This is a genomic window from Halomicrobium urmianum (assembly GCF_020217425.1).
GTDB lineage: Archaea > Halobacteriota > Halobacteria > Halobacteriales > Haloarculaceae > Halomicrobium > Halomicrobium urmianum.
The window spans coordinates 2,905,987-2,923,255 of record NZ_CP084090.1 but is presented as its reverse complement, the minus strand read 5'-3'; the positions used below and the strand labels follow the sequence as shown (position 1 = coordinate 2,923,255).

The 17,269-nt window shown below is 69.6% G+C and carries 24 protein-coding genes and 2 tRNA genes; 20 read left to right on the top strand and 6 right to left on the bottom strand.

Going from position 1 to position 17,269, the window contains the following annotated elements:
* The first annotated feature begins 110 nt into the window (after positions 1 to 110).
* Complete coding sequence (locus LCY71_RS14635; RefSeq protein ID WP_225333882.1) at positions 111 to 356, top strand: hypothetical protein; 246 nt, start codon at positions 111 to 113, stop codon at positions 354 to 356.
* 67 nt (positions 357 to 423) lie between these two features.
* A complete protein-coding gene (locus LCY71_RS14630) occupies positions 424 to 1,365 on the top strand; it encodes a biotin--[acetyl-CoA-carboxylase] ligase (RefSeq protein ID WP_225333881.1) in 942 nt (313 codons plus the stop codon).
* 28 nt (positions 1,366 to 1,393) lie between these two features.
* On the opposite strand, the gene LCY71_RS14625 is transcribed toward LCY71_RS14630, so the two are convergent.
* The 3 genes from LCY71_RS14625 to LCY71_RS14615 all read right to left on the bottom strand — a co-directional run bounded on the left by LCY71_RS14625 (position 1,394) and on the right by LCY71_RS14615 (position 4,576).
* Complete coding sequence (locus LCY71_RS14625; protein ID WP_225333880.1) at positions 1,394 to 1,831, bottom strand: universal stress protein; 438 nt, start codon at positions 1,829 to 1,831, stop codon at positions 1,394 to 1,396.
* Positions 1,832 to 1,862: 31 nt separating this feature from the next.
* A complete protein-coding gene (locus LCY71_RS14620) occupies positions 1,863 to 2,888 on the bottom strand; it encodes an amidohydrolase family protein (protein WP_225333879.1) in 1,026 nt (341 codons plus the stop codon).
* A gap of 464 nt (positions 2,889 to 3,352) precedes the next feature.
* Positions 3,353 to 4,576 (bottom strand): HD domain-containing protein, encoded by a 1,224-nt coding sequence (locus LCY71_RS14615; protein WP_225333878.1) that lies wholly within the window; start codon positions 4,574 to 4,576, stop codon positions 3,353 to 3,355.
* Between the two features lie 101 nt (positions 4,577 to 4,677).
* Between LCY71_RS14615 and cofD the strand changes: the two genes are divergently transcribed.
* From cofD to LCY71_RS14590, 5 genes are all read left to right on the top strand, one after another.
* Positions 4,678 to 5,670 carry a 2-phospho-L-lactate transferase gene (gene cofD / locus LCY71_RS14610; protein WP_225333877.1) on the top strand — a complete coding sequence of 331 codons (993 nt, stop codon included), beginning with the start codon at positions 4,678 to 4,680 and terminating at the stop codon, positions 5,668 to 5,670.
* Positions 5,667 to 6,431: a tRNA-dihydrouridine synthase gene (locus LCY71_RS14605; protein ID WP_225333876.1), complete on the top strand. Its 765-nt coding sequence runs from the start codon at positions 5,667 to 5,669 to the stop codon at positions 6,429 to 6,431. The genes cofD and LCY71_RS14605 overlap by 4 nt, the downstream gene beginning before the upstream one ends.
* On the top strand, positions 6,428 to 7,261 hold the full coding sequence (locus LCY71_RS14600; protein ID WP_225333875.1) for a triphosphoribosyl-dephospho-CoA synthase: 834 nt from the start codon (positions 6,428 to 6,430) through the stop codon (positions 7,259 to 7,261). Before LCY71_RS14605 ends, LCY71_RS14600 begins: the two co-directional genes overlap by 4 nt.
* Positions 7,258 to 7,878 (top strand): DUF447 domain-containing protein, encoded by a 621-nt coding sequence (locus tag LCY71_RS14595; protein WP_225333874.1) that lies wholly within the window; start codon positions 7,258 to 7,260, stop codon positions 7,876 to 7,878. The genes LCY71_RS14600 and LCY71_RS14595 overlap by 4 nt, the downstream gene beginning before the upstream one ends.
* Before the next feature lie 202 nt (positions 7,879 to 8,080).
* The gene (locus LCY71_RS14590; RefSeq protein ID WP_225333873.1) at positions 8,081 to 8,272 is read left to right on the top strand and encodes a 30S ribosomal protein S17e; all 192 of its coding nucleotides are present in this window, start codon (positions 8,081 to 8,083) and stop codon (positions 8,270 to 8,272) included.
* Positions 8,273 to 8,339: 67 nt separating this feature from the next.
* On the opposite strand, the gene LCY71_RS14585 is transcribed toward LCY71_RS14590, so the two are convergent.
* The 3 genes from LCY71_RS14585 to LCY71_RS14575 form a co-directional block, all read right to left on the bottom strand.
* A complete protein-coding gene (locus LCY71_RS14585) occupies positions 8,340 to 9,416 on the bottom strand; it encodes an Mrp/NBP35 family ATP-binding protein (protein WP_225333872.1) in 1,077 nt (358 codons plus the stop codon).
* A gap of 80 nt (positions 9,417 to 9,496) precedes the next feature.
* Positions 9,497 to 10,564: a type 2 isopentenyl-diphosphate Delta-isomerase gene (fni, locus tag LCY71_RS14580; RefSeq protein WP_225333871.1), complete on the bottom strand. Its 1,068-nt coding sequence runs from the start codon at positions 10,562 to 10,564 to the stop codon at positions 9,497 to 9,499.
* A 120-nt stretch (positions 10,565 to 10,684) separates the two neighbouring features.
* Positions 10,685 to 10,966, bottom strand: a complete 282-nt coding sequence (locus tag LCY71_RS14575; protein WP_225333870.1) for a hypothetical protein — start codon at positions 10,964 to 10,966, stop codon at positions 10,685 to 10,687.
* A gap of 182 nt (positions 10,967 to 11,148) precedes the next feature.
* Here LCY71_RS14575 and LCY71_RS14570 point away from each other — a divergent pair.
* The 13 genes from LCY71_RS14570 to rpsB all read left to right on the top strand — a co-directional run bounded on the left by LCY71_RS14570 (position 11,149) and on the right by rpsB (position 17,242).
* A tRNA-Ser gene (locus LCY71_RS14570) sits at positions 11,149 to 11,232 on the top strand.
* 23 nt (positions 11,233 to 11,255) lie between these two features.
* Positions 11,256 to 11,789 carry a 30S ribosomal protein S13 gene (locus LCY71_RS14565; RefSeq protein WP_225333869.1) on the top strand — a complete coding sequence of 178 codons (534 nt, stop codon included), beginning with the start codon at positions 11,256 to 11,258 and terminating at the stop codon, positions 11,787 to 11,789.
* Positions 11,789 to 12,310, top strand: coding sequence for a 30S ribosomal protein S4 (locus LCY71_RS14560; RefSeq protein WP_225333868.1), 522 nt, complete (start codon positions 11,789 to 11,791; stop codon positions 12,308 to 12,310). Before LCY71_RS14565 ends, LCY71_RS14560 begins: the two co-directional genes overlap by 1 nt.
* Entirely contained in the window at positions 12,307 to 12,696 is a 390-nt protein-coding gene (locus LCY71_RS14555; RefSeq protein ID WP_225333867.1) for a 30S ribosomal protein S11, read from the top strand. Before LCY71_RS14560 ends, LCY71_RS14555 begins: the two co-directional genes overlap by 4 nt.
* A 3-nt stretch (positions 12,697 to 12,699) precedes the next feature.
* Positions 12,700 to 13,491 carry a DNA-directed RNA polymerase subunit D gene (locus LCY71_RS14550; protein ID WP_225333866.1) on the top strand — a complete coding sequence of 264 codons (792 nt, stop codon included), beginning with the start codon at positions 12,700 to 12,702 and terminating at the stop codon, positions 13,489 to 13,491.
* 104 nt (positions 13,492 to 13,595) lie between these two features.
* Positions 13,596 to 13,680: transfer RNA gene (locus LCY71_RS14545), tRNA-Leu, on the top strand.
* 21 nt (positions 13,681 to 13,701) lie between these two features.
* Complete coding sequence (locus tag LCY71_RS14540; RefSeq protein WP_225333865.1) at positions 13,702 to 14,052, top strand: 50S ribosomal protein L18e; 351 nt, start codon at positions 13,702 to 13,704, stop codon at positions 14,050 to 14,052.
* On the top strand, positions 14,049 to 14,486 hold the full coding sequence (locus LCY71_RS14535) for a 50S ribosomal protein L13 (protein ID WP_225333864.1): 438 nt from the start codon (positions 14,049 to 14,051) through the stop codon (positions 14,484 to 14,486). The genes LCY71_RS14540 and LCY71_RS14535 overlap by 4 nt, the downstream gene beginning before the upstream one ends.
* The gene (locus tag LCY71_RS14530) at positions 14,480 to 14,878 is read left to right on the top strand and encodes a 30S ribosomal protein S9 (RefSeq protein ID WP_225333863.1); all 399 of its coding nucleotides are present in this window, start codon (positions 14,480 to 14,482) and stop codon (positions 14,876 to 14,878) included. The genes LCY71_RS14535 and LCY71_RS14530 overlap by 7 nt, the downstream gene beginning before the upstream one ends.
* Positions 14,879 to 14,884: 6 nt before the next feature.
* Complete coding sequence (locus tag LCY71_RS14525) at positions 14,885 to 15,085, top strand: DNA-directed RNA polymerase subunit N (RefSeq protein ID WP_225333862.1); 201 nt, start codon at positions 14,885 to 14,887, stop codon at positions 15,083 to 15,085.
* Positions 15,082 to 15,261, top strand: a complete 180-nt coding sequence (locus LCY71_RS14520; RefSeq protein WP_225333861.1) for a DNA-directed RNA polymerase subunit K — start codon at positions 15,082 to 15,084, stop codon at positions 15,259 to 15,261. The genes LCY71_RS14525 and LCY71_RS14520 overlap by 4 nt, the downstream gene beginning before the upstream one ends.
* Positions 15,258 to 16,463, top strand: coding sequence for a phosphopyruvate hydratase (eno, locus tag LCY71_RS14515; protein ID WP_225333860.1), 1,206 nt, complete (start codon positions 15,258 to 15,260; stop codon positions 16,461 to 16,463). The genes LCY71_RS14520 and eno overlap by 4 nt, the downstream gene beginning before the upstream one ends.
* Positions 16,460 to 17,242 carry a 30S ribosomal protein S2 gene (gene rpsB, locus LCY71_RS14510; RefSeq protein ID WP_225333859.1) on the top strand — a complete coding sequence of 261 codons (783 nt, stop codon included), beginning with the start codon at positions 16,460 to 16,462 and terminating at the stop codon, positions 17,240 to 17,242. The genes eno and rpsB overlap by 4 nt, the downstream gene beginning before the upstream one ends.
* Positions 17,243 to 17,269 lie beyond the last annotated feature (27 nt).

Here is a 17,269-nt window from a genome sequence, read left to right as displayed (position 1 = left end):
AAACCGGGGGTTGAATTCCCGGAGTCTGGGAGCGCGGACTCCCCAGGACGTTTCAGACTGCCTATGTGACATTCAGAGACCATTTACACGTCCCGGTCGCCACAGACGGTATGGTCCCCATCGAACTGGCGTCCTATCTCTCAATGGGACTGGCGGCGCTCGTAGGCGTGGCTTTCGCACGTGACGGTCGGTACCGGACGCCACTACTCATACTCTGTACACTCATATTGTTGGATGTTCTATATATCTGGCCCGTGTCGACGGTACCCGCGTGGGCCTCGGACGGACTGTTGATCCTCCTGATACTCGTCACCCTCGGCATCGTGATCGACACGATACTCAACCTTGAAACGTGACGCCGACTCGGACCGCCGGCTCCGCGGTCGGGAACTGCTTTAGGGCCGCGACCGAGTACCGGGAGGTATGCAAGAGACGCGCCGACGGGTGCTGGACGCGGTCGCCGACGGGCCGGCGACGGGACCGGCGCTTGCCGAGGAACTGGACGTCTCGCGGGCGGCCGTCTGGAAGCACGTCGAGGCGCTGCGGGAGGCGGGCTTCGAGATCGGGAGCGACGGCGACGGCTACGTCCTCGAATCGGTCCCGGAGTTCGGCGGCGAGGCCGTCGAGTACGGGCTGGACGCCCCCTTCGACGTGGAGCACCACGACTCGATCGACAGCACGAACCGGCGCGCACGGGAGCTGGCGAACGACGGCGCAGAGGACGTGGTGGTGCTGGCCGACGAACAGACCGGCGGACGCGGCCGGCTGGACCGTGCCTGGGCCTCGCCCAGCGGGGGGATCTGGCTGAGCCTCGTCCTGCGACCCGACGTCCCGCCCGCCCACGCGCCCGCGTTCACGCTCGCCGCGGCGGTGGCGGTCACCCGGGCCGCCCGCGAGGCTGGCGTCGACGCCCGCATCAAGTGGCCCAACGACGTGATGGTGACCGGCGAGGACGGCACGGAGCGCAAGCTGGCGGGGATCCTCACGGAGATGGAGGGCGAGGCCGACCGCGTCTCCTGGGTGATCGTCGGCGTCGGGATCAACGTCAACGTCGACCCCGGCGACCTCCCGGGCGACGCGCCGGCGACCAGCGTCCGGGCCGAGGTCGGCGACGTCGACCGGCGGGCGTTCGCACAGCGCGTCCTCGAGGAGTTCGACGCGCTACGGGGTGACCTCCGCGGCGTCGTCGACGCCTGGCGGGAGAACGCGTCGACGCTGGGCAAGCGGGTCCGCGTCGAGACCGCCGACGGCGTCGTGGAGGGGGCTGCCGTCGACGTCACCTTCCCCGGGACGCTCGTGGTCGACGTCGACGGCGAGCGGGTGTCAGTGGCCGCTGGCGACTGCGAGCACCTCCGGCCGGCGTAGTCCGCTGTTTGAGCCCGTCCGGCGTTACCTACTCCTCCGATCGCTCGACGCGCACCGTCAGCACCGGGACCGGCGAACGCCTGACGACCCGCTCGGCCACGCTCCCCAGCAGCAGCCGATCGATCCCGCCGCGGCCGTGCGTGCCCATCGCGATCAGGTCGACGTCGCGCTCGTCGGCGTAGTCGACGATCTCGCGCCACGGCGTCCCGTCGAGGATCGTCCGCTCGGCCAGCGCGTCGCCAGCGATCGCGGCGACGTCGTCGAGCGCCTCCTCGCCGCGCTCGGCCAGCATCCCCCGGACGTCGCCGCCCGCACCCGCCATCGGGACCCCGGCTGCGGCCCCCTCGTCGACGACGTAGACCGCATGCAGCGCCGCGTCGTGCTCGCGGGCCAGGCCGGCGGCGTGCTCGATGACCCCCTCCATCTCCTCGGAGCCGTCGGTCGGCAGGAGCAGCCGGTCGTACATGGTACTTGATAGCACTACACGTGGCAGGGAGTTAAGCCTTCCCCGACAAAACGACCCGCTTCACGTCGCTCGCGCCCGCGCGCCGGACGACGGCCCGGACGAGGTCCTGCGCGCCGGCGAGGTTGTCCGAGTCGCCGTCGAGCACCAGCAGGCGCGCCTCGCGGCCAGTCTCGACGACGCCGCAGTCGAGGCCGCCGACGGAGGCGCCGTTGATCGTGGCCATCCGGAGGACCTCCTCGGCGGTGACGTCGAACAGCTTCGCCGCGAACTCCATCTCGCGGAACATCGACGGGCTGTTGGTCATCACGTTGTCCGTCCCGAGCGCGACGGTGGTCCGCTCCAGCAGGTCCGCCAGCGGCGGCAGACCGACGTCGGTGACGACGTTCGAGCGCGGGCAGACGACCACGGGCGTCCCGCTGTCCGCGACGCGGTCGAGGTGTAGCTCCTCCGCGTGGACCATGTGGACGAGGAAGTCCGGATCGAGGTCGAGCGCGGGGTTGATGTCCGTCGCGTCGACCTCGCCGGCGTGGATGCCGAAGATCTTGCCCGCGCGCTCGGTCGCGTTCCGCTCGCGGGCGAAGTCGGCGTCGTTGGCGCCGCTGGCCCCGAACCCGTCGGCCGCCTCCATGGCCTCGACCGTCTCCCGCCCGAGGACGACCGCCTCCAGCGGCGAGCCGGCGAGCGCGTCCTCGATGACCTCGACGCCCGCCAGGCCGCCCTCGCGGAACTCGACGAACGCGCCCGTCCCGGTCGAGGCCATGAAGTCGATCGAGCGGACCATGCCCTCGACCAGTTCCTCGCGGTCGGCCTGCCGGAGCAGCCGGTGTTTGAGGCCGTCCGGCGGCGCGACCAGTTCCTCCAGCGTCAGCCCGCCGCCGGCCTCCTTGGCGATGGAGTCGCCGATGTGCGTGTGCGCGTTGACGAACGCCGGCAGGATCACGTCGTCGGAGTCGACGGCCGTCTCCTCGATGGCCGCTATCTCCCCGTCCTCGACGACGACGCGGCCCTCGACCGGCTCGAAGGACTCGCCCTGCAGTATCGTCCCGGTCAGTTCCATGCGCCGAACTGGCCGGTCGGCGGACGTAAAACCGTGGGTCACGCCTGCAGCAGTGTTTGGTGATGGAACCTGGAATGTAAACGGCCAGAAAGCGACCGGCCCGTTTCAGTCCCACCCATGCCGGTTGACCAATCCAGGCTGGGCGGGGCTGAAAGGGGCGTTTACGGCGGCTTCGCCGCCGTGAGCTCGGGAGACCGAAGGTATCCCGGCGGCTGGCTACACGACGTTCGCAAGAGCAAAGCTCTTGCGCAGCCCATCAGAAGCGCGAAGCGCTTCTGAGGACGGCGGACGACGCAAGTACTGCAGGGAGCGAAGCGACCGAGGCGCGCAGCGAGTCCCCCGAGTGTAGCCACCGGGAGACTGAGGGTCTCCCGAGCAGTCGGGCGCTCCGCGCCCGACGACAGCCGGGGCTTTCTGGCTGTTCGCGTACCCTGTCAGATCCGAATCCGATCGCCCGGGTACTCCTATCTGAATTCGTCGAGGGTGGCGTGGACGCCGGGCCGGACGTCCCGGACCAGCGAGCCCTCCAGGTCGAGTCCGAGGGTCCGGATGGCGACGTTGCCGACGCGCTCGGAGACCGCTTCGGGCGCGTACACGCCGAGCCGCCACTGGTCGCGCTGGGCGGCCCGCAGGGCGTCGACCAGCGTCGACTGGTCGCCCAGCCGGCGCACCTCACCGTTGACGACGACGCGGCTGGTCGACTCGGTCATGGAGGGCTCGTCGGGCACGTCGAGGACGACCGCGTCGGAGTCGACCTCGGCCTCGTCGGCGATGGTCCGCTCGTACTCGCGAATCTGGTCGTGGTCAGCTTCGAGAATGTCGTCGGGCACTGCCCGCCGCTCGGCCCAGACGCCGCGCTTGAACAGCTTCCGCTCGTCCAGCCGCCGGGCGTAGCCCGCGGTCGCCTCGCAGTCCCGCAGCGCCACGAGCAGGTCGCTGTCGTCCCAGCGCCGCAGTTCCTCGGCGTCGACGTCGGTCTCGGCCAGCAGGCGCTCCGTCCCGCGGCGCAGCATCGACTTGGCGATGCGGGCGACGTGGTGCTGGTAGACGGTCGGGTTCATCAGCGCCCGCGCGAGCAGCAGCGATTCGGCCGTCTGGACGTTGCCCTCGTCGAGCACGAGTTCGCCGTCGACGAAGCGAAGCTCCCGGAGCAGCCGCTCGTGGTCGATGGTCCCGTAGGGGACGCCGGTGTGGTGGGCGTCCCGCACGAGGTAGTCCATCCGGTCGACGTCCAGCTCCCCGGAGACGAGCTGGCCCAGCTCCGCGTCGCCGGCCACGAGGTCGGCCACGGCGTCCGGGTCGAGGTCGTGCTCCGTGAGGCCCCGCGCCACCTCGCCGCGCCCCAGCAGCCCGTGGACGTCGTCGTGGTACTTGCCCGTCTCCCGGTGGAGCAGCCCCTCGACGTTGTGGCTGTAGGGCGAGTGGCCCACGTCGTGCAGCAGCGCGGCCGCGCGAACGCGCTCGGCCTGCTGGCCCTCGATGCCGAGGTGGGAGAGCGCCCGGTCGGCCAGGTAGTAGACCCCAAGCGAGTGTTCGAAGCGGGTGTGATTGGCGGAGGGATAGACCAGATCCACCGTCCCGAGCTGCTTGACGTGGCGGAGACGCTGGACGGGCGGCGTCTCCAGGAGGTCCGCGGCCACGCCCGCGACTTCGATGTGGTCGTGGACGCTGTCCTTGATGGTCGTCATCTGATTGTCCTTTACCGCGTTCGGACAAAAGGGTGGGCCTCAGCGCGACTGGTTCGGCCGCGAGCGGGAGGCTTTACGGCACCGACCGTCAAACTCCGGCCATGGTCACGTTCCTCTCCGGCGGCACCGGGACGCCGAAGCTCCTCGCCGGGGCCGACGCCGTCTTCGATCCGGCCGGGACGACGGTCGTCGGCAACACCGGCGACGACGTCATCCTCGGCGGTCACCTCGTCTGCCCGGACGTCGACACCGTCCTCTTCCACGACGGCGGCGTCCTCGACCGGGAGACGTGGTGGGGGATCGCCGACGACACGGCCGAGACCCACGAGGAACTCCAGCGACTCGCCGACGCGGCAGATCTGGGAAGCGGACCGCGCTACCTCCCGCCAGAGCGACAGACCGAGGGCCGAGAGATCGGCCGCTGGCGGCGCTTCTCCGGCGTCGCGGAGTTCATGCACATCGGCGACCGGGACCGCGCAGTCCACGTCACCCGGACGAGCCTGCTCGACGAGGGACAGTCCCTCACCGAGGCCACGCGAGTCCTCGCGGACGCCTTCGGGCTGGAGCGATCGCTGCTCCCGATGAGCGACGACCCCGTGGCGACGCTGATCCAGACGCCCGACGGCATCCAGCACTTCCAGGAGTGGTGGGTCGGGCGCGGCGGCGAACCGCCCGTCGAGGACGTCGAGTTCCGCGGGGCCGACGAGGCGACGGCCACCGACGCCGTCGACGCGGCGCTCGCGGACCCCGTAGTGATCGGCCCCTCTAACCCGGTCACCAGTATCGGGCCGATGCTCGCCGTGCCCGGCTTCGAGGCGGCCCTGCGGGAGACGACCGTCGTCGCCGTCTCCCCGTTCGTCGGCGACGAGGTGTTCTCCGGACCGGCCGCCGACCTGATGGCCGCCGTCGGCCGGGAGCCCTCGACCGCGGGCGTGGCGGACAGCTACCCCTTCGCCGACGCCTTCGTCCTCGACGAAGCAGACCCGACGGAACTGGATCGACCCGTCGTCCGGACGGACACGGCAATCGACGGCGACGCCGACAGCGAGCGCGTCGCCCGGGCCGTCGCCGAGGCGCTGGAGGTGGCCGGGTGACCGCGCTCCAGTTCGAGCCCCGCGTCGCGCTGGCGAGCCTGAGCGGCCAGTCCGACGCCGAGTGGGCCCGGGCCGGTGTGGAGTACGCCGGCTGCGCCTTCCTCGGCGGCATCGCGCTCGACGGCCCGACGCGCGAGGCCGCCCGCGAGATGGTCGCCGACCGCGACCGCGAGGAGTTCCTGCCGGCGGATCCGTACCGCTTCGTGCGCGAGCAACTGCGCGCGCTCGCCGACGTTCCGATCCGGCCGGCGGTGAACGTCAGGAGCACGACGCTAGTGCCTGTCGAGGAGGTCGCAGACCTCTGTCGAGACCACGGCGCGATAGTCGAGATCAACGCCCACTGCCGGCAGGCGGAGATGTGCGACACCGGCGCCGGCGAGGCACTCCTACGCCGGCCGGGAAAGCTCGCCAAGCAGGTCGAGGCCGCCTCGGCGACCGGCGCGACGGTCAGCGTCAAGGTCCGCACCGAGGTCGACGGCGTGGACCTCCCCGATCTCGCTGCCCGTCTCGATCGGGCCGGCGCCGACGCCGTCCACGTCGACGCGATGGACTCCGAGCGGGTCGTCGCGAACGTCGTCGAGGCGACGGACCTGTTCGTGATCGCCAACAACGGCGTCAGGGACGCGGCGACCGTCCGGGAGTACCTCGAGTACGGCGCCGACGCGGTGAGCATCGGGCGCCCGAGCGACGACCCGGACGTCCTCGCCCGGGTCCGTGAGGCGACCGAGGACTGGTTCCGACAGCGGGAGGTGTCACCGTGAGGCCGATCGCGGGGAACGCCGAACTGGCGCTGCTGCTGGAGGTCGCCAGTACGCCCAAGCCCGGCAACGTCGACCGGGAGCGGGAGTACGACGACCTCCGCTTCGAGCACTTTCTGGCGGGCGCCGTCGGCGCGCGTCCGGGGTTCGAGCGGGCCGCCGAGGGCGAACCGATCGGGCGGGCCTTCGAGACCGCGATCGAGGGGATGGCCGACCAGCGCGGCGGCAACACGCAGTTCGGGGCCGTCCTCGTGGTGACGCCGCTGGTCGCGACGGCGGCGAGCGGCGATCTGACCCGTGAGCGAGCCCGAGAGGTCGTCGCGGAAACGACTGTCGAGGACGCGGCCGGCTTCTACCGGGCCTTCGAGCACGTCGACGTCGCGGTCGACGACCCGCCCGAGGACATGGCAGCGCTGGACGTCCGCCGGGGCAGCGACGCCGTCCCGGTGCTGCGCGAGCGCGGACTCGCGCTCTCGGACGTGATGGAGCGCAGCGCAGACCGCGACGGCGTGGCCGCCGAGTGGACCAGCGGCTTCGAGCGGGTCTTCGACGCGGCTGATCGATTGCTGGCGGCCGACAGGTCCGTCCCGGACCGGGCGTCGATCGTCTTCCTCGAACTGCTGGCCGAGGAGCCCGACACCTTCGTCGTCACGCGGAACGACCGCGAGACGGCCGAGGAAGTGACCCGGCGGGCGCAGGCGGTCCTCGACGGGGAGGAGGACGCCGACGCGCTCGCCGCGGAGCTGATCGACCGCGACGTCAATCCCGGCACGACGGCCGACCTCGTCGCTGGTGCGCTGTTCGTCGCTCTGGAACGAGGGCTGGACGTATGACGGCGGAGTGGCCGGTCGACCTCGACGGGGTCACCGAGACGGTCGTGACGACGCTGGGCCCGAACGACCGGTGGAACGTCGCGGCGCTGGGCGTCCACGCGCCGAAGGGAGACGGCGACCCGGGGCGCGACGGCGACCCGGCGACAGGCGGCAGCGCGGCGACGGCCCGAACGTGGGGCCGGACCCGAACCTGGCGGAACTTCCGGGAGGAGGGCGGGGGCTACGTCCAGTTCACGCGCGACCCCGTGACCTTCGCCGAGGCCGCGATGACGGTTCGTGAGACAGACGACCCCGTCCTCGAGGAGGCCGACGCGTGGGTCCGGGTCGACGCGAGCGAGGTCGACAGCGGCACCGACGGCGACACGCAGTGGGTGGAGTGGGAACTGGTGCCGCGCGAGTCGGGCGTCGAACGGGAGGCTGTCCCCGCTATCAACCGCGGATTTTACGCCGTCGTCGAGGCGACCGTCGCGGCCTCGCGGCTGGACGTCGACGCCTACGACACCGACAGGCTGCTGGAGCGACTGGCCTACTTCGAGGACGTGGTCGAGCGGTGCGGCGGCGAGCGAGAGCGAGCGGCGTTCGACGTGGTCCGCCGGCAGGTCGACGCCGAGTGGTGACCTCGCTTTGGGAAGGTGGTTGCCGCTGCGAGAGGGCTTACAGGCGACGCGGTCCGATCCCGCGGCGCTGCGTCGCGCTACCGCGGACGCCGCGGGGTGACTCTCAGGGCACGCCCGGGGCTGGTCCCGTCTCGTCAGATAAGGGTTCGCAGCGCCGGAGCGAGTCGAATCCTTTTAGGGCGCGACACGGGAAAGAGCGGACATGGCAATCAAGCCCGCCTACGTCAAGAAGACCGCGAAGCTGCTGATGGAGCGATACCCCGACGCCTTCGGCGACGACTTCGAGCACAACAAGGACGTCGTCGGCGAGCTGACCAACGTCGAGTCGAAGGGCGTCCGCAACCGGATCGCCGGCTACGTCACGAGCAAGCAGGGCGCGCAGGTCGAAGCCTGACGGTCTAATTCTGTCTCGCGACTCGAACCGGATAGCGGCGGCGCTGGCGGCAGTGTCGCCGCGCTCGCTACCGCTCGACTTCCTCCGTCGCGTCGCGCTCTCGCTGGCGGTCGACGTGGCGCTTGCGGTGGACGATGCCCTGGTTGATGGCCGTCCGACGGACGAACTCGCGGAAGGCGTCGCCGGTCTCGCTGTCCTCCTCCAGCACGAGCGGCTTGCCGTCGTCTCCGCCCTCGCGGATAGCCGGATCGAGCGGGATCTCGCCGAGGAAGGGGAGATCCGTCTCCTCGGAGAAGTCGCGGCCGCCGCCGCTGCCGAAGATGTCGTGCTCGCCGCCGCAGTCGGGGCAGACGAACGTGGACATGTTCTCGACGATGCCCAGCACGGGCGTCTCGTGGCGGCCGAACATGCGCAGGCCCTTGCGCGCGTCGTCGAGCGCGACCTCCTGTGGCGTCGTGACGACGACGGCGCCGCTGACGGGGATGTTCTGGAGCATGGTCAGCTGAGTGTCGCCGGTCCCCGGCGGCAGGTCGACGATCATGTAGTCGAGGTTGCCCCAGACGACGTCGTTCCACAGCTGCGTGAGCACGTTGTCGACCATCGGGCCGCGCCAGATGACGGGATCGTCCTCGCCGACGAGGAAGTCCATGCTCATCAGCTTGACGCCGAACGCCTCGGGCGGGATGAGCTCCTCGTCCTCGGTGGCCTGCGGCTGCTCGTCGGCGTCGACCATCCGCGGCACGTTCGGACCGTACACGTCGGCGTCGAACAGGCCGACGCTGGCGCCGCGGTCGGCCAGCCCCGCTGCGAGGTTGACCGAGAGCGTGCTCTTGCCGACGCCGCCCTTGCCCGAGGCGACTGCGATGACGTTCTTGACGCCCGGCAGCGGGTCCTCGACGGGATCGACGCCGCGGTCGACGTTCGCGGTGAGTTCGATCTCCCCGTCCACGTCGTCCAGTGCTTCTCGCACGCGCGCGGCGATGGCCGTCTCGTTGGGCGAGTAGGGGGCGCCCAGGGCGAGGTCGATGTGGATCGACTCGTCAGAGATTTCGATGTCGTTGATCAGCCCGAGCGTGACGATGTCGTCCCCGAGATCCGGGTCCTCGACCCCTCGCAGGCGCTCGCGAACGTCGGCTTCGTCCATGCCACGTCGTAGGCGGGGGACTGTCGATAAGGGTTGTGACGTGCTGCTGCCGGGAACGACGACGTACTCGGACGGTGCCCTCACTCACCCGGCGCGACGCCGCGCTGGTCCATGTACTCCCGAGTTCGCCCGGTTACAGCGACGTCGGCCGTTCGCAGTACATCGACGTCCGCGGAACCGGTGACGAACATCGCGGTCTCCAGTTCGGCTATCAGGTCCTCTATCACGCGGACGACCGCGTCGGGGCCCCGTCCGGCCGGCTTCAGGAACGGCTTGGCGAGGCCGGCGGCCCGGGCGCCCAGCGCGATGGCCTTCGCGACGTCCAGTCCCGAACGGACGCCGCCGCTGGCGACCACGCAGTCGTGGACCTGGCTCGCGGCCGCTGTGCTGACGGCGGTCGGGATGCCCCACTCGCGAAACAGCTCTCCGAGCCGTTCCTCCCGGCGCGCGTCGACCGCACGAGCGCGGTAGGCCTCCACGCCGGACCACGTCGTCCCGCCCTTCCCGGCGACGTCGACGGCGTCGACCCCGGCAGCCGCGAGACGCTCGGCGGTCGACCGGGAGAACCCGTTGCCGGTCTCCTTGACGACGACCGGCACGCTCAGGTCGTCGGCCACCCGTTCGATCCATTCGAGGCACTCGCGGGCGTCCACGTCTCCCTCGGGCTGGACGGCCTCCTGCAGGAAGTTCAGGTGGATCGCCATCGCGTCGGCGTCGATCATCTCCACCGCGCGCTCGACGCCCGCGACGCCGTACTCCGACAGCTGGGCGGCGCCGATGTTCCCGTAGAGGAAGGCGTCGGGCGCGGCCTCCCGAACGACGGCGTACGACTCCAGAGCGCCGTCGTCCTCCAGGCCGGCGCGCTGGCTCCCGACGCCCATAGCGACGCCCGTCTCCTGGGCCGCCGCCGCGAGCGCGCGGTTGAGCTCCGTCGTGTTCGGGTGGCCGCCGGTCATGCTCTCGATGACGATCGGGGCGTCGAGCTCCGCGCCGAGGAAGTCGACGCTCGCGTCGACGGCCTCGCGATCGATCTCCGGGAGCGCCTCGTGGATCAGCGAGACGTCGGCGAACCCCGTCCCGCTGACCTCGACGTCCTCCTCGTTCACGATTCGAATGTGGTCGTCTTTCCGTCCTGACGTGTCTGACATCTCCCAGTCTCCTCGTCCCTCGTGCCGTATCCACTGCACAAAGAAGTATCCGTTCCGACCCCCGGGGGCATCGTCGGCCCCGGGAACGCCTTGACCGTTCCCGCGTCGGGACCGAAGCCGTCAGGGCGCCCGAAAGGTGTACTCTAAAGGCTCGGTGCCCTCGCCGGCGACGACGGTGACGGTGCCGGCCTCGTGGTCGAACACCAGACCATCTGCGGCCCCGTCGAACTGGTGAAGGGGCATCCCGGCCTCGACGCGCCCCGTCGGATCGACGGCGAACTCGGTCGATCCCCGGAATCGGGCGACGAGCGTCCCGTCCTCGCGCTCGACCACGTCGCGGCCGAACCGATCGAGGTGCCGGCGCAGCGTCGGCCTGTCGTGCGGGTCGACTGTCTCGGACATACCGGAACAGTAGGCCGCGACGGGGAAGACGGTTTCCCGGCCGGTCCCTGAGACCTGCTGCCGTACGGGGGCAGTTTCGTTGCGTTTAAATACACTGCTACAGGAGTATTGAGTAGACTCGTGCAGGGGCGCGGTGCCCCGAGTCCTCGTGGGCTTGCGAGGGCGCGAGTGTCTGACAGCGTGTCGTGGTAGCCAAGCCTGGCCCAAGGCGCAGGGTTGCTAACTCTGTGGCGCAAGCCTCCGGGGTTCGAATCCCCGCCACGACGCTCACCACACCGATCAACTACACATGAGTGCAGAAGAACCCGAGAACGCGGACGCGCCGGAGGACGACGAGGACCTCCGGTATTTCGTCCGCATCGGACAGACCGACCTCGACGGGACGAAGTCCGTCGAGCGAGCCCTGATGGAACTGAACGGGATCGGCCAGCGGGCCGCCCGGATCATCTCCGACAAGGCCGGCGTCGACCGCCGCGCGACCTTCGGTCGCCTTGAGGACGACGAGATCGACGAGGTCGTCGGTGTCGTCGAGGGCTTCGCCGACGAGGTCCCGGACTGGCTCGCCAACCACCAGAACGACTTCTTCAGCGGTGAGACGACCCACGAGATCGGCAACGATCTCGAACTGACCCGTCGTCAGGACATCAACCGCATGAAGATGATCGACTCCTACAAGGGCGTGCGCCACAAGCGCGGGCAGAAGGTCCGCGGCCAGCGCACGAAGTCCACCGGCCGGACGGAGGGCACCATCGGTGTCAACGTCGAGGCCATCAAGGAGGAGCAGGCCGAGGAGGCCGCCGGCGAGGAAGGTGGTGAAGAATAATGGCGCTTGGATCCAACACGAAGTTCTTCGAGACGCCGAACCACCCCTACCAGGGTGAGCGCATCGCCGACGAGTCCAACCTCATCGGCCGCTACGGGCTCAAGAACAAGCAGGAGCTCTGGCGCGCTCAGTCCGAGCTTCGTGGCTACCGCCGCGAGGCCCGACAGCTCCTCGGCCGCGCCGAGGGCGAGGGCGCCGCCGACGAGGCCGAGGAGTTCCTCGCTCGGCTCAAGCGCTATGGCATCCTCAACGAGAACGACTCGCTGGACGACGTGCTGTCCCTGGACGTGACCGACGTCCTGGAGCGCCGTCTCCAGACGGTCGTCTACCGCAAGGGCTACGCGAACACGCCCGAGCAGGCCCGCCAGTTCGTCAACCACGGCCACATCGTCGTGGACGACGCGCGGGTCTCCGTCCCCTCGCGGAAGGTCGAAGTGGCCGAGGAGGACGCCGTCGGCTTCGATCCGAACAGTCCGATCGCTGACGAACTCCATCCCGAACGCGCGGAGGCACAAGAATGAGCGAATCAGAGGACGGAGTGTGGGGCATCGCCCACGTGCACGCATCGTTCAACAACACGATCATCACGATCACCGACCAGACCGGCGCGGAGACGCTCGCGAAGAGCTCCGGCGGGACGGTCGTCAAGCAGAACCGCGACGAGGCCTCGCCGTACGCCGCGATGCAGATGGCCGAGGTCGTCGCCGAGAAGGCCCAGGAGGCAGGCGTCGAGGGCGTCCACGTCCGCGTCCGCGGCCCCGGCGGGAACCAGCAGAAGTCCCCCGGGCCGGGCGCGCAGGCGACGATCCGCGCGCTGGCTCGCGCCGGCCTCGAGATCGGCCGCATCGAGGACGTCACGCCGATCCCCCACGACGGCACTCGCGGCCCCAAGAACGCGGGCTTCTAACCCATGCCAGGTGACTACGAGGTTGAGTTCGTCGAACGCTCGGACCGGGCCGCCCGGTTCCTCGTTCGCGGGATCACCCCCGCGTTCGCCAACGGCATCCGCCGGGCGATGATCGCGGACGTGCCGACCTTCAGCGTCGACACCGTCCGCGTCATCGAGAACTCGAGCGTGATGTTCGACGAGCAGATCGGCCTGCGCCTCGGACTCGTCCCGCTGACGACGGATCTGGACGACTTCGAGGTCGGCGACGAGGTGACCCTCTCGCTCGACGTCGAAGGTCCCGAGACCGCCTACTCGGGCGACATCGTCAGCAACGACCCGCTCGTCGAGCCGGCCGACGACAACGTCCCGATCATCGACCTGAAGGACGGCCAGCGCCTCGAGGTCGAGGCCGACGCCGTCCTCGACCGCGGCCGCGAACACGCCAAACACCAGGGCGGCGTGGCCGTCGGCTACCGGCACCTCCAGACGGTGGAGGTCGTCGGGGACGCGGGCGAATTCGGCGACGACGAGCCGCAGATCCTGCGGGGCGTCATCGAGGAGCAGGCGGCCGAACACGTCGACCCCGAGGTCGACCCGGACGCCGAGAACGGCGACCTCGTGTTGACTGACGAGTTCGACAACGACCTCACGAACCGCTACCCCGAGAAGGAGCTGGCAGTCACCGACGTCGAGAACGCGTTCGTGTTCCACGTCGAGACGGACGGCTCCTTCACCGTCGAAGAACTGACCCTCCGCGCGGTCGAGACGATTCGCGACCGCGCGGACGAACTGCGCGACGCAGTCCAACTGTAAGATGACCCCAGCCCCAACCGCGACTCCGATGACCGCAACCCTCGTCCCTGACAGCGCGAGGATCGAAAGCGGTTTTAGGGGCCAACAAATACGACATAATGCGAGCAGGGATAGCCAAGTCAGGCCAACGGCGCAGCGTTCAGGGCGCTGTCCCGTAGGGGTCCGCAGGTTCAAATCCTGCTCCCTGCATTTTCTCACAGGAGGTAGGTTATGAGCAAGACAAATCCGAGACTCAGTAGTCTCATCGCCGACCTGAAGTCCGCCGCCCGCAACTCGGGTGGCGACGTCTGGGGCGACATCGCCGAGCGGCTCGAAAAGCCCCGGCGCACGCACGCGGAAGTCAACCTGGGCCAGATCGAACGGTACGCCCGGGAGGATGAAACCGTCGTCGTGCCGGGCAAGGTGCTCGGTTCCGGCGTCCTGCAGAAGGACGTCACCGTCGCAGCCGTCGACTTCTCCGGCACCGCCGAGAAGAAGATCGACCAGGTCGGAGACGCCGTATCGCTCGAACAGGTAATCGACAACAACCCCGAAGGGTCCGACGTACGGGTGATCCGATGAACGCAGCAGAGTTCGAGGCGGACGTCGTCGTCGACGCCCGCGACTGCATCCTCGGCCGCGTCGCATCGCAGGTCGCGGAGCGCGCGCTCGACGGCGAGCGCGTGGCCGTGATCAACGCCGAGCGCGCGGTCATCACCGGTCGGGAGAACCAGATCGTCGAGAAGTTCCAGAAGCGGCGGGACGTCGGCTCCGATCAGGGGCCGAACTACCCGCGGCGACCCGACGGCATCATGAAGCGGTCCGTCCGCGGCATGCTCCCGCACAAGAAGCCCCGCGGGCGCGAGGCGCTCTCGAACGTCCGCGTCTACGTCGGCAATCCGCTCAACGAGGAGGGCGAGGTGCTCGAGGACACGTCGCTGGACCGCCTGTCGAACATCAAGTTCGTCTCCCTCGGAGACGTCAGCGAATCAATCGGAGCGAACGTCACATGGTAACGAACACCTCAGGCAAGAAGAAGACGGCCATCGCCCGCGCGACGATCCGCGACGGCGAGGGCCGCGTGCGCGTCGACTCCCAGCCCGTCGAGCTGGTCGATCCGGAGCTGGCGCAGCTCAAGATGCTGGAGCCGTTCCGCATCGCCGACGACGAGCTGCGCGAGCAGGTCGACGTCGAGGTCACCGTCGAGGGCGGCGGCGTCATGGGCCAGGCCGACGCGGCCCGCACCGCCATCGCCCGCGGCCTGGTCGACCACACCAACGACGCCGAACTCCGCGACGCGTACATGGAGTTCGACCGCTCGCTGCTGGTCAACGACGTCCGCCAGTCCGAGTCCAAGAAGTGGGGCGGCCCCGGCGCTCGGGCCCGCTACCAGAAGTCCTACAGGTGATCTAGCATGATGGTACCGGTCCGGTGTTTCACCTGCGGCAACGTGGTCGGTGAGCACTGGGAGGAGTTCAAGGCTCGCACGCGCGAGACCGACGATCCCGAGGACCCGGAGAAGGTCCTCGACGAGCTGGGCGTCGAGCGGCACTGCTGTCGCCGGATGCTCGTCTCGCACAAGGACCTCGTCGACATCGTGGCACCCTATCAATGATGGCGCAGGAGAACCGCTACGAGAAGGCGCGGATCCTGGGGGCGCGAGCGCTGCAGGTGGCCCACGGCGCACCGGTGCTGATCGACACGGAGCAGACCCAGCCCATCCTCATCGCGGCCGAGGAGTACGACTCCGGGGTTCTCCCCTTCACCGTCCGCCGAGGTGACCACCAGTGACGCTCATCACAGACGTCCGGCTGCGCAGAGTGCTCGACTCCCGCGGCAACGCCACCGTCGAGGCCGACGTCCTGACAGAATCGGGCGGGTTCGGCCGCGGCAAGGCGCCCAGCGGGGCCAGCACCGGCGAGTACGAGGCGATCGAACTGCCCGCAGGGGAAGCCATCGCCAACGCCCGCGAGGACGCGATCCCGCGGCTCGTCGGCGAGGTCCACGCCGGCAACCAGCGCGACGTCGACCAGGCGCTGCACGCCGCCGACGGCACGGACGACTTCTCGGGCATCGGCGCCAACAGCGCGGTCGCCGTCTCCATGGCCGCCGCGAAGGCCGGTGCCGACGTGCTCGGCGCGCCGCTGTACCAGCACCTCGGCGGCACCTTCCGGGGCAACGAGTTCCCGACGCCGCTGGGGAACATCATCGGCGGCGGCGAGCACGCCGCGGACGCCACGCACATACAGGAGTTCCTCGCGGCCCCCGTCGGCGCGCCCAGCGTCGAGGAGGCCGTCTTCGCCAACGCCGCCGTCCACCAGGAGGTCCACGACATCCTGCAGGACCGTGACCTCCCCTCCGGCAAGGGCGACGAGGGCGCCTGGGCCCCGTCGATCGACGACGACGAGGCCTTCGAGATCATGGACGAGGCCGTCGAGCGCGTCGCCGACGAGTTCGGCTTCGCCATCCAGTTCGGCCTCGACGTGGCCGGCGCCGAGCTCTACGACGAGGACGAGGACGGCTACGTCTACGGCGAGCGGGTCCGCTCCGCCGAGGAGCAGATCGACTACATCGCCGAGAAGGTCGCGGAGTACGACCTCGTCTACGTCGAGGACCCCCTCGACGAGGACGACTACGAGGCCTTCGCCGACCTCACCGACGAGGTCGGCGACCAGACGCTGATCTGCGGCGACGACCTCTTCGTGACGAACGTCGAGCGCTTGCAGGCCGGCATCAACGCGGGCGCGGCCAACTCCATCCTGATCAAGCCGAACCAGATCGGGACTCTGACCGACGCCGTCGACGCCATCGAACTGGCGCGCGACAACGGCTACGCGTCGGTCGTCTCCCACCGCAGCGGCGAGACGGAGGACGCCACCATCGCCCACCTCGCCGTCGCGACCGACGCCCCGTTCATCAAGACGGGCGCGGTCGGCGGCGAACGCACAGCCAAGCTGAACGAACTCATCCGAATCGAGGACAACGCAGTATGAGCGGCAACGAGAACGAAGGTCTCGACGCGTCCGAGTCCGACGTCGACACCGAGGCCGAGGCGGCCGAGGACGTCGACGCCGAGACGGGCGCCGACGAGGCTACCGACACTGAGGAAGCGCCCGCCGACGCCGAGGCCGAGGAGGCCGAGGCCGAGGACGAGACACCGCAGCTGGACGAGGACGTCATGCCCGACGACGAGGCCGACCTCCTCATCCCCGTCGAGGAGTACCTCGGCGCCGGGGTCCACATCGGCACCCAGCAGAAGACCAAGGACATGGAGCGGTTCATCCACCGCGTCCGGACCGACGGTCTGTACGTGCTGGACGTGTCGATGACCGACCAGCGGATCCGCACGGCCGCGGACTTCCTGGAGAACTACAACCCCGAGCAGATCCTGGTCGCCTCCTCGCGCCAGTACGGTCGGTTCCCGGCCGAGAAGTTCGCCGACGCCGTGGGCGCCCGCGCCCGCACCGGCCGCTTCATCCCCGGCACGCTGACCAACCCCGACTACGACGGGTACATCGAGCCCGACGTCGTCGTGGTGACCGACCCCATCGGCGACGCCCAGGCCGTCAAGGAGGCCATCACCGTCGGCATCCCGGTCATCGCGATGTGCGACTCCAACAACACCACGTCCAACGTGGACCTCGTGGTGCCCACGAACAACAAGGGTCGCAAGGCCCTCTCGGTCGTCTACTGGCTGCTCGCCAACGAGACCCTCGACCGCCGCGGCGCCGACACCGTCTACGCGCTCGAGGACTTCGAGAGCGACATCTGAACCGGACGCCTTTCGTTTCGGATCCGA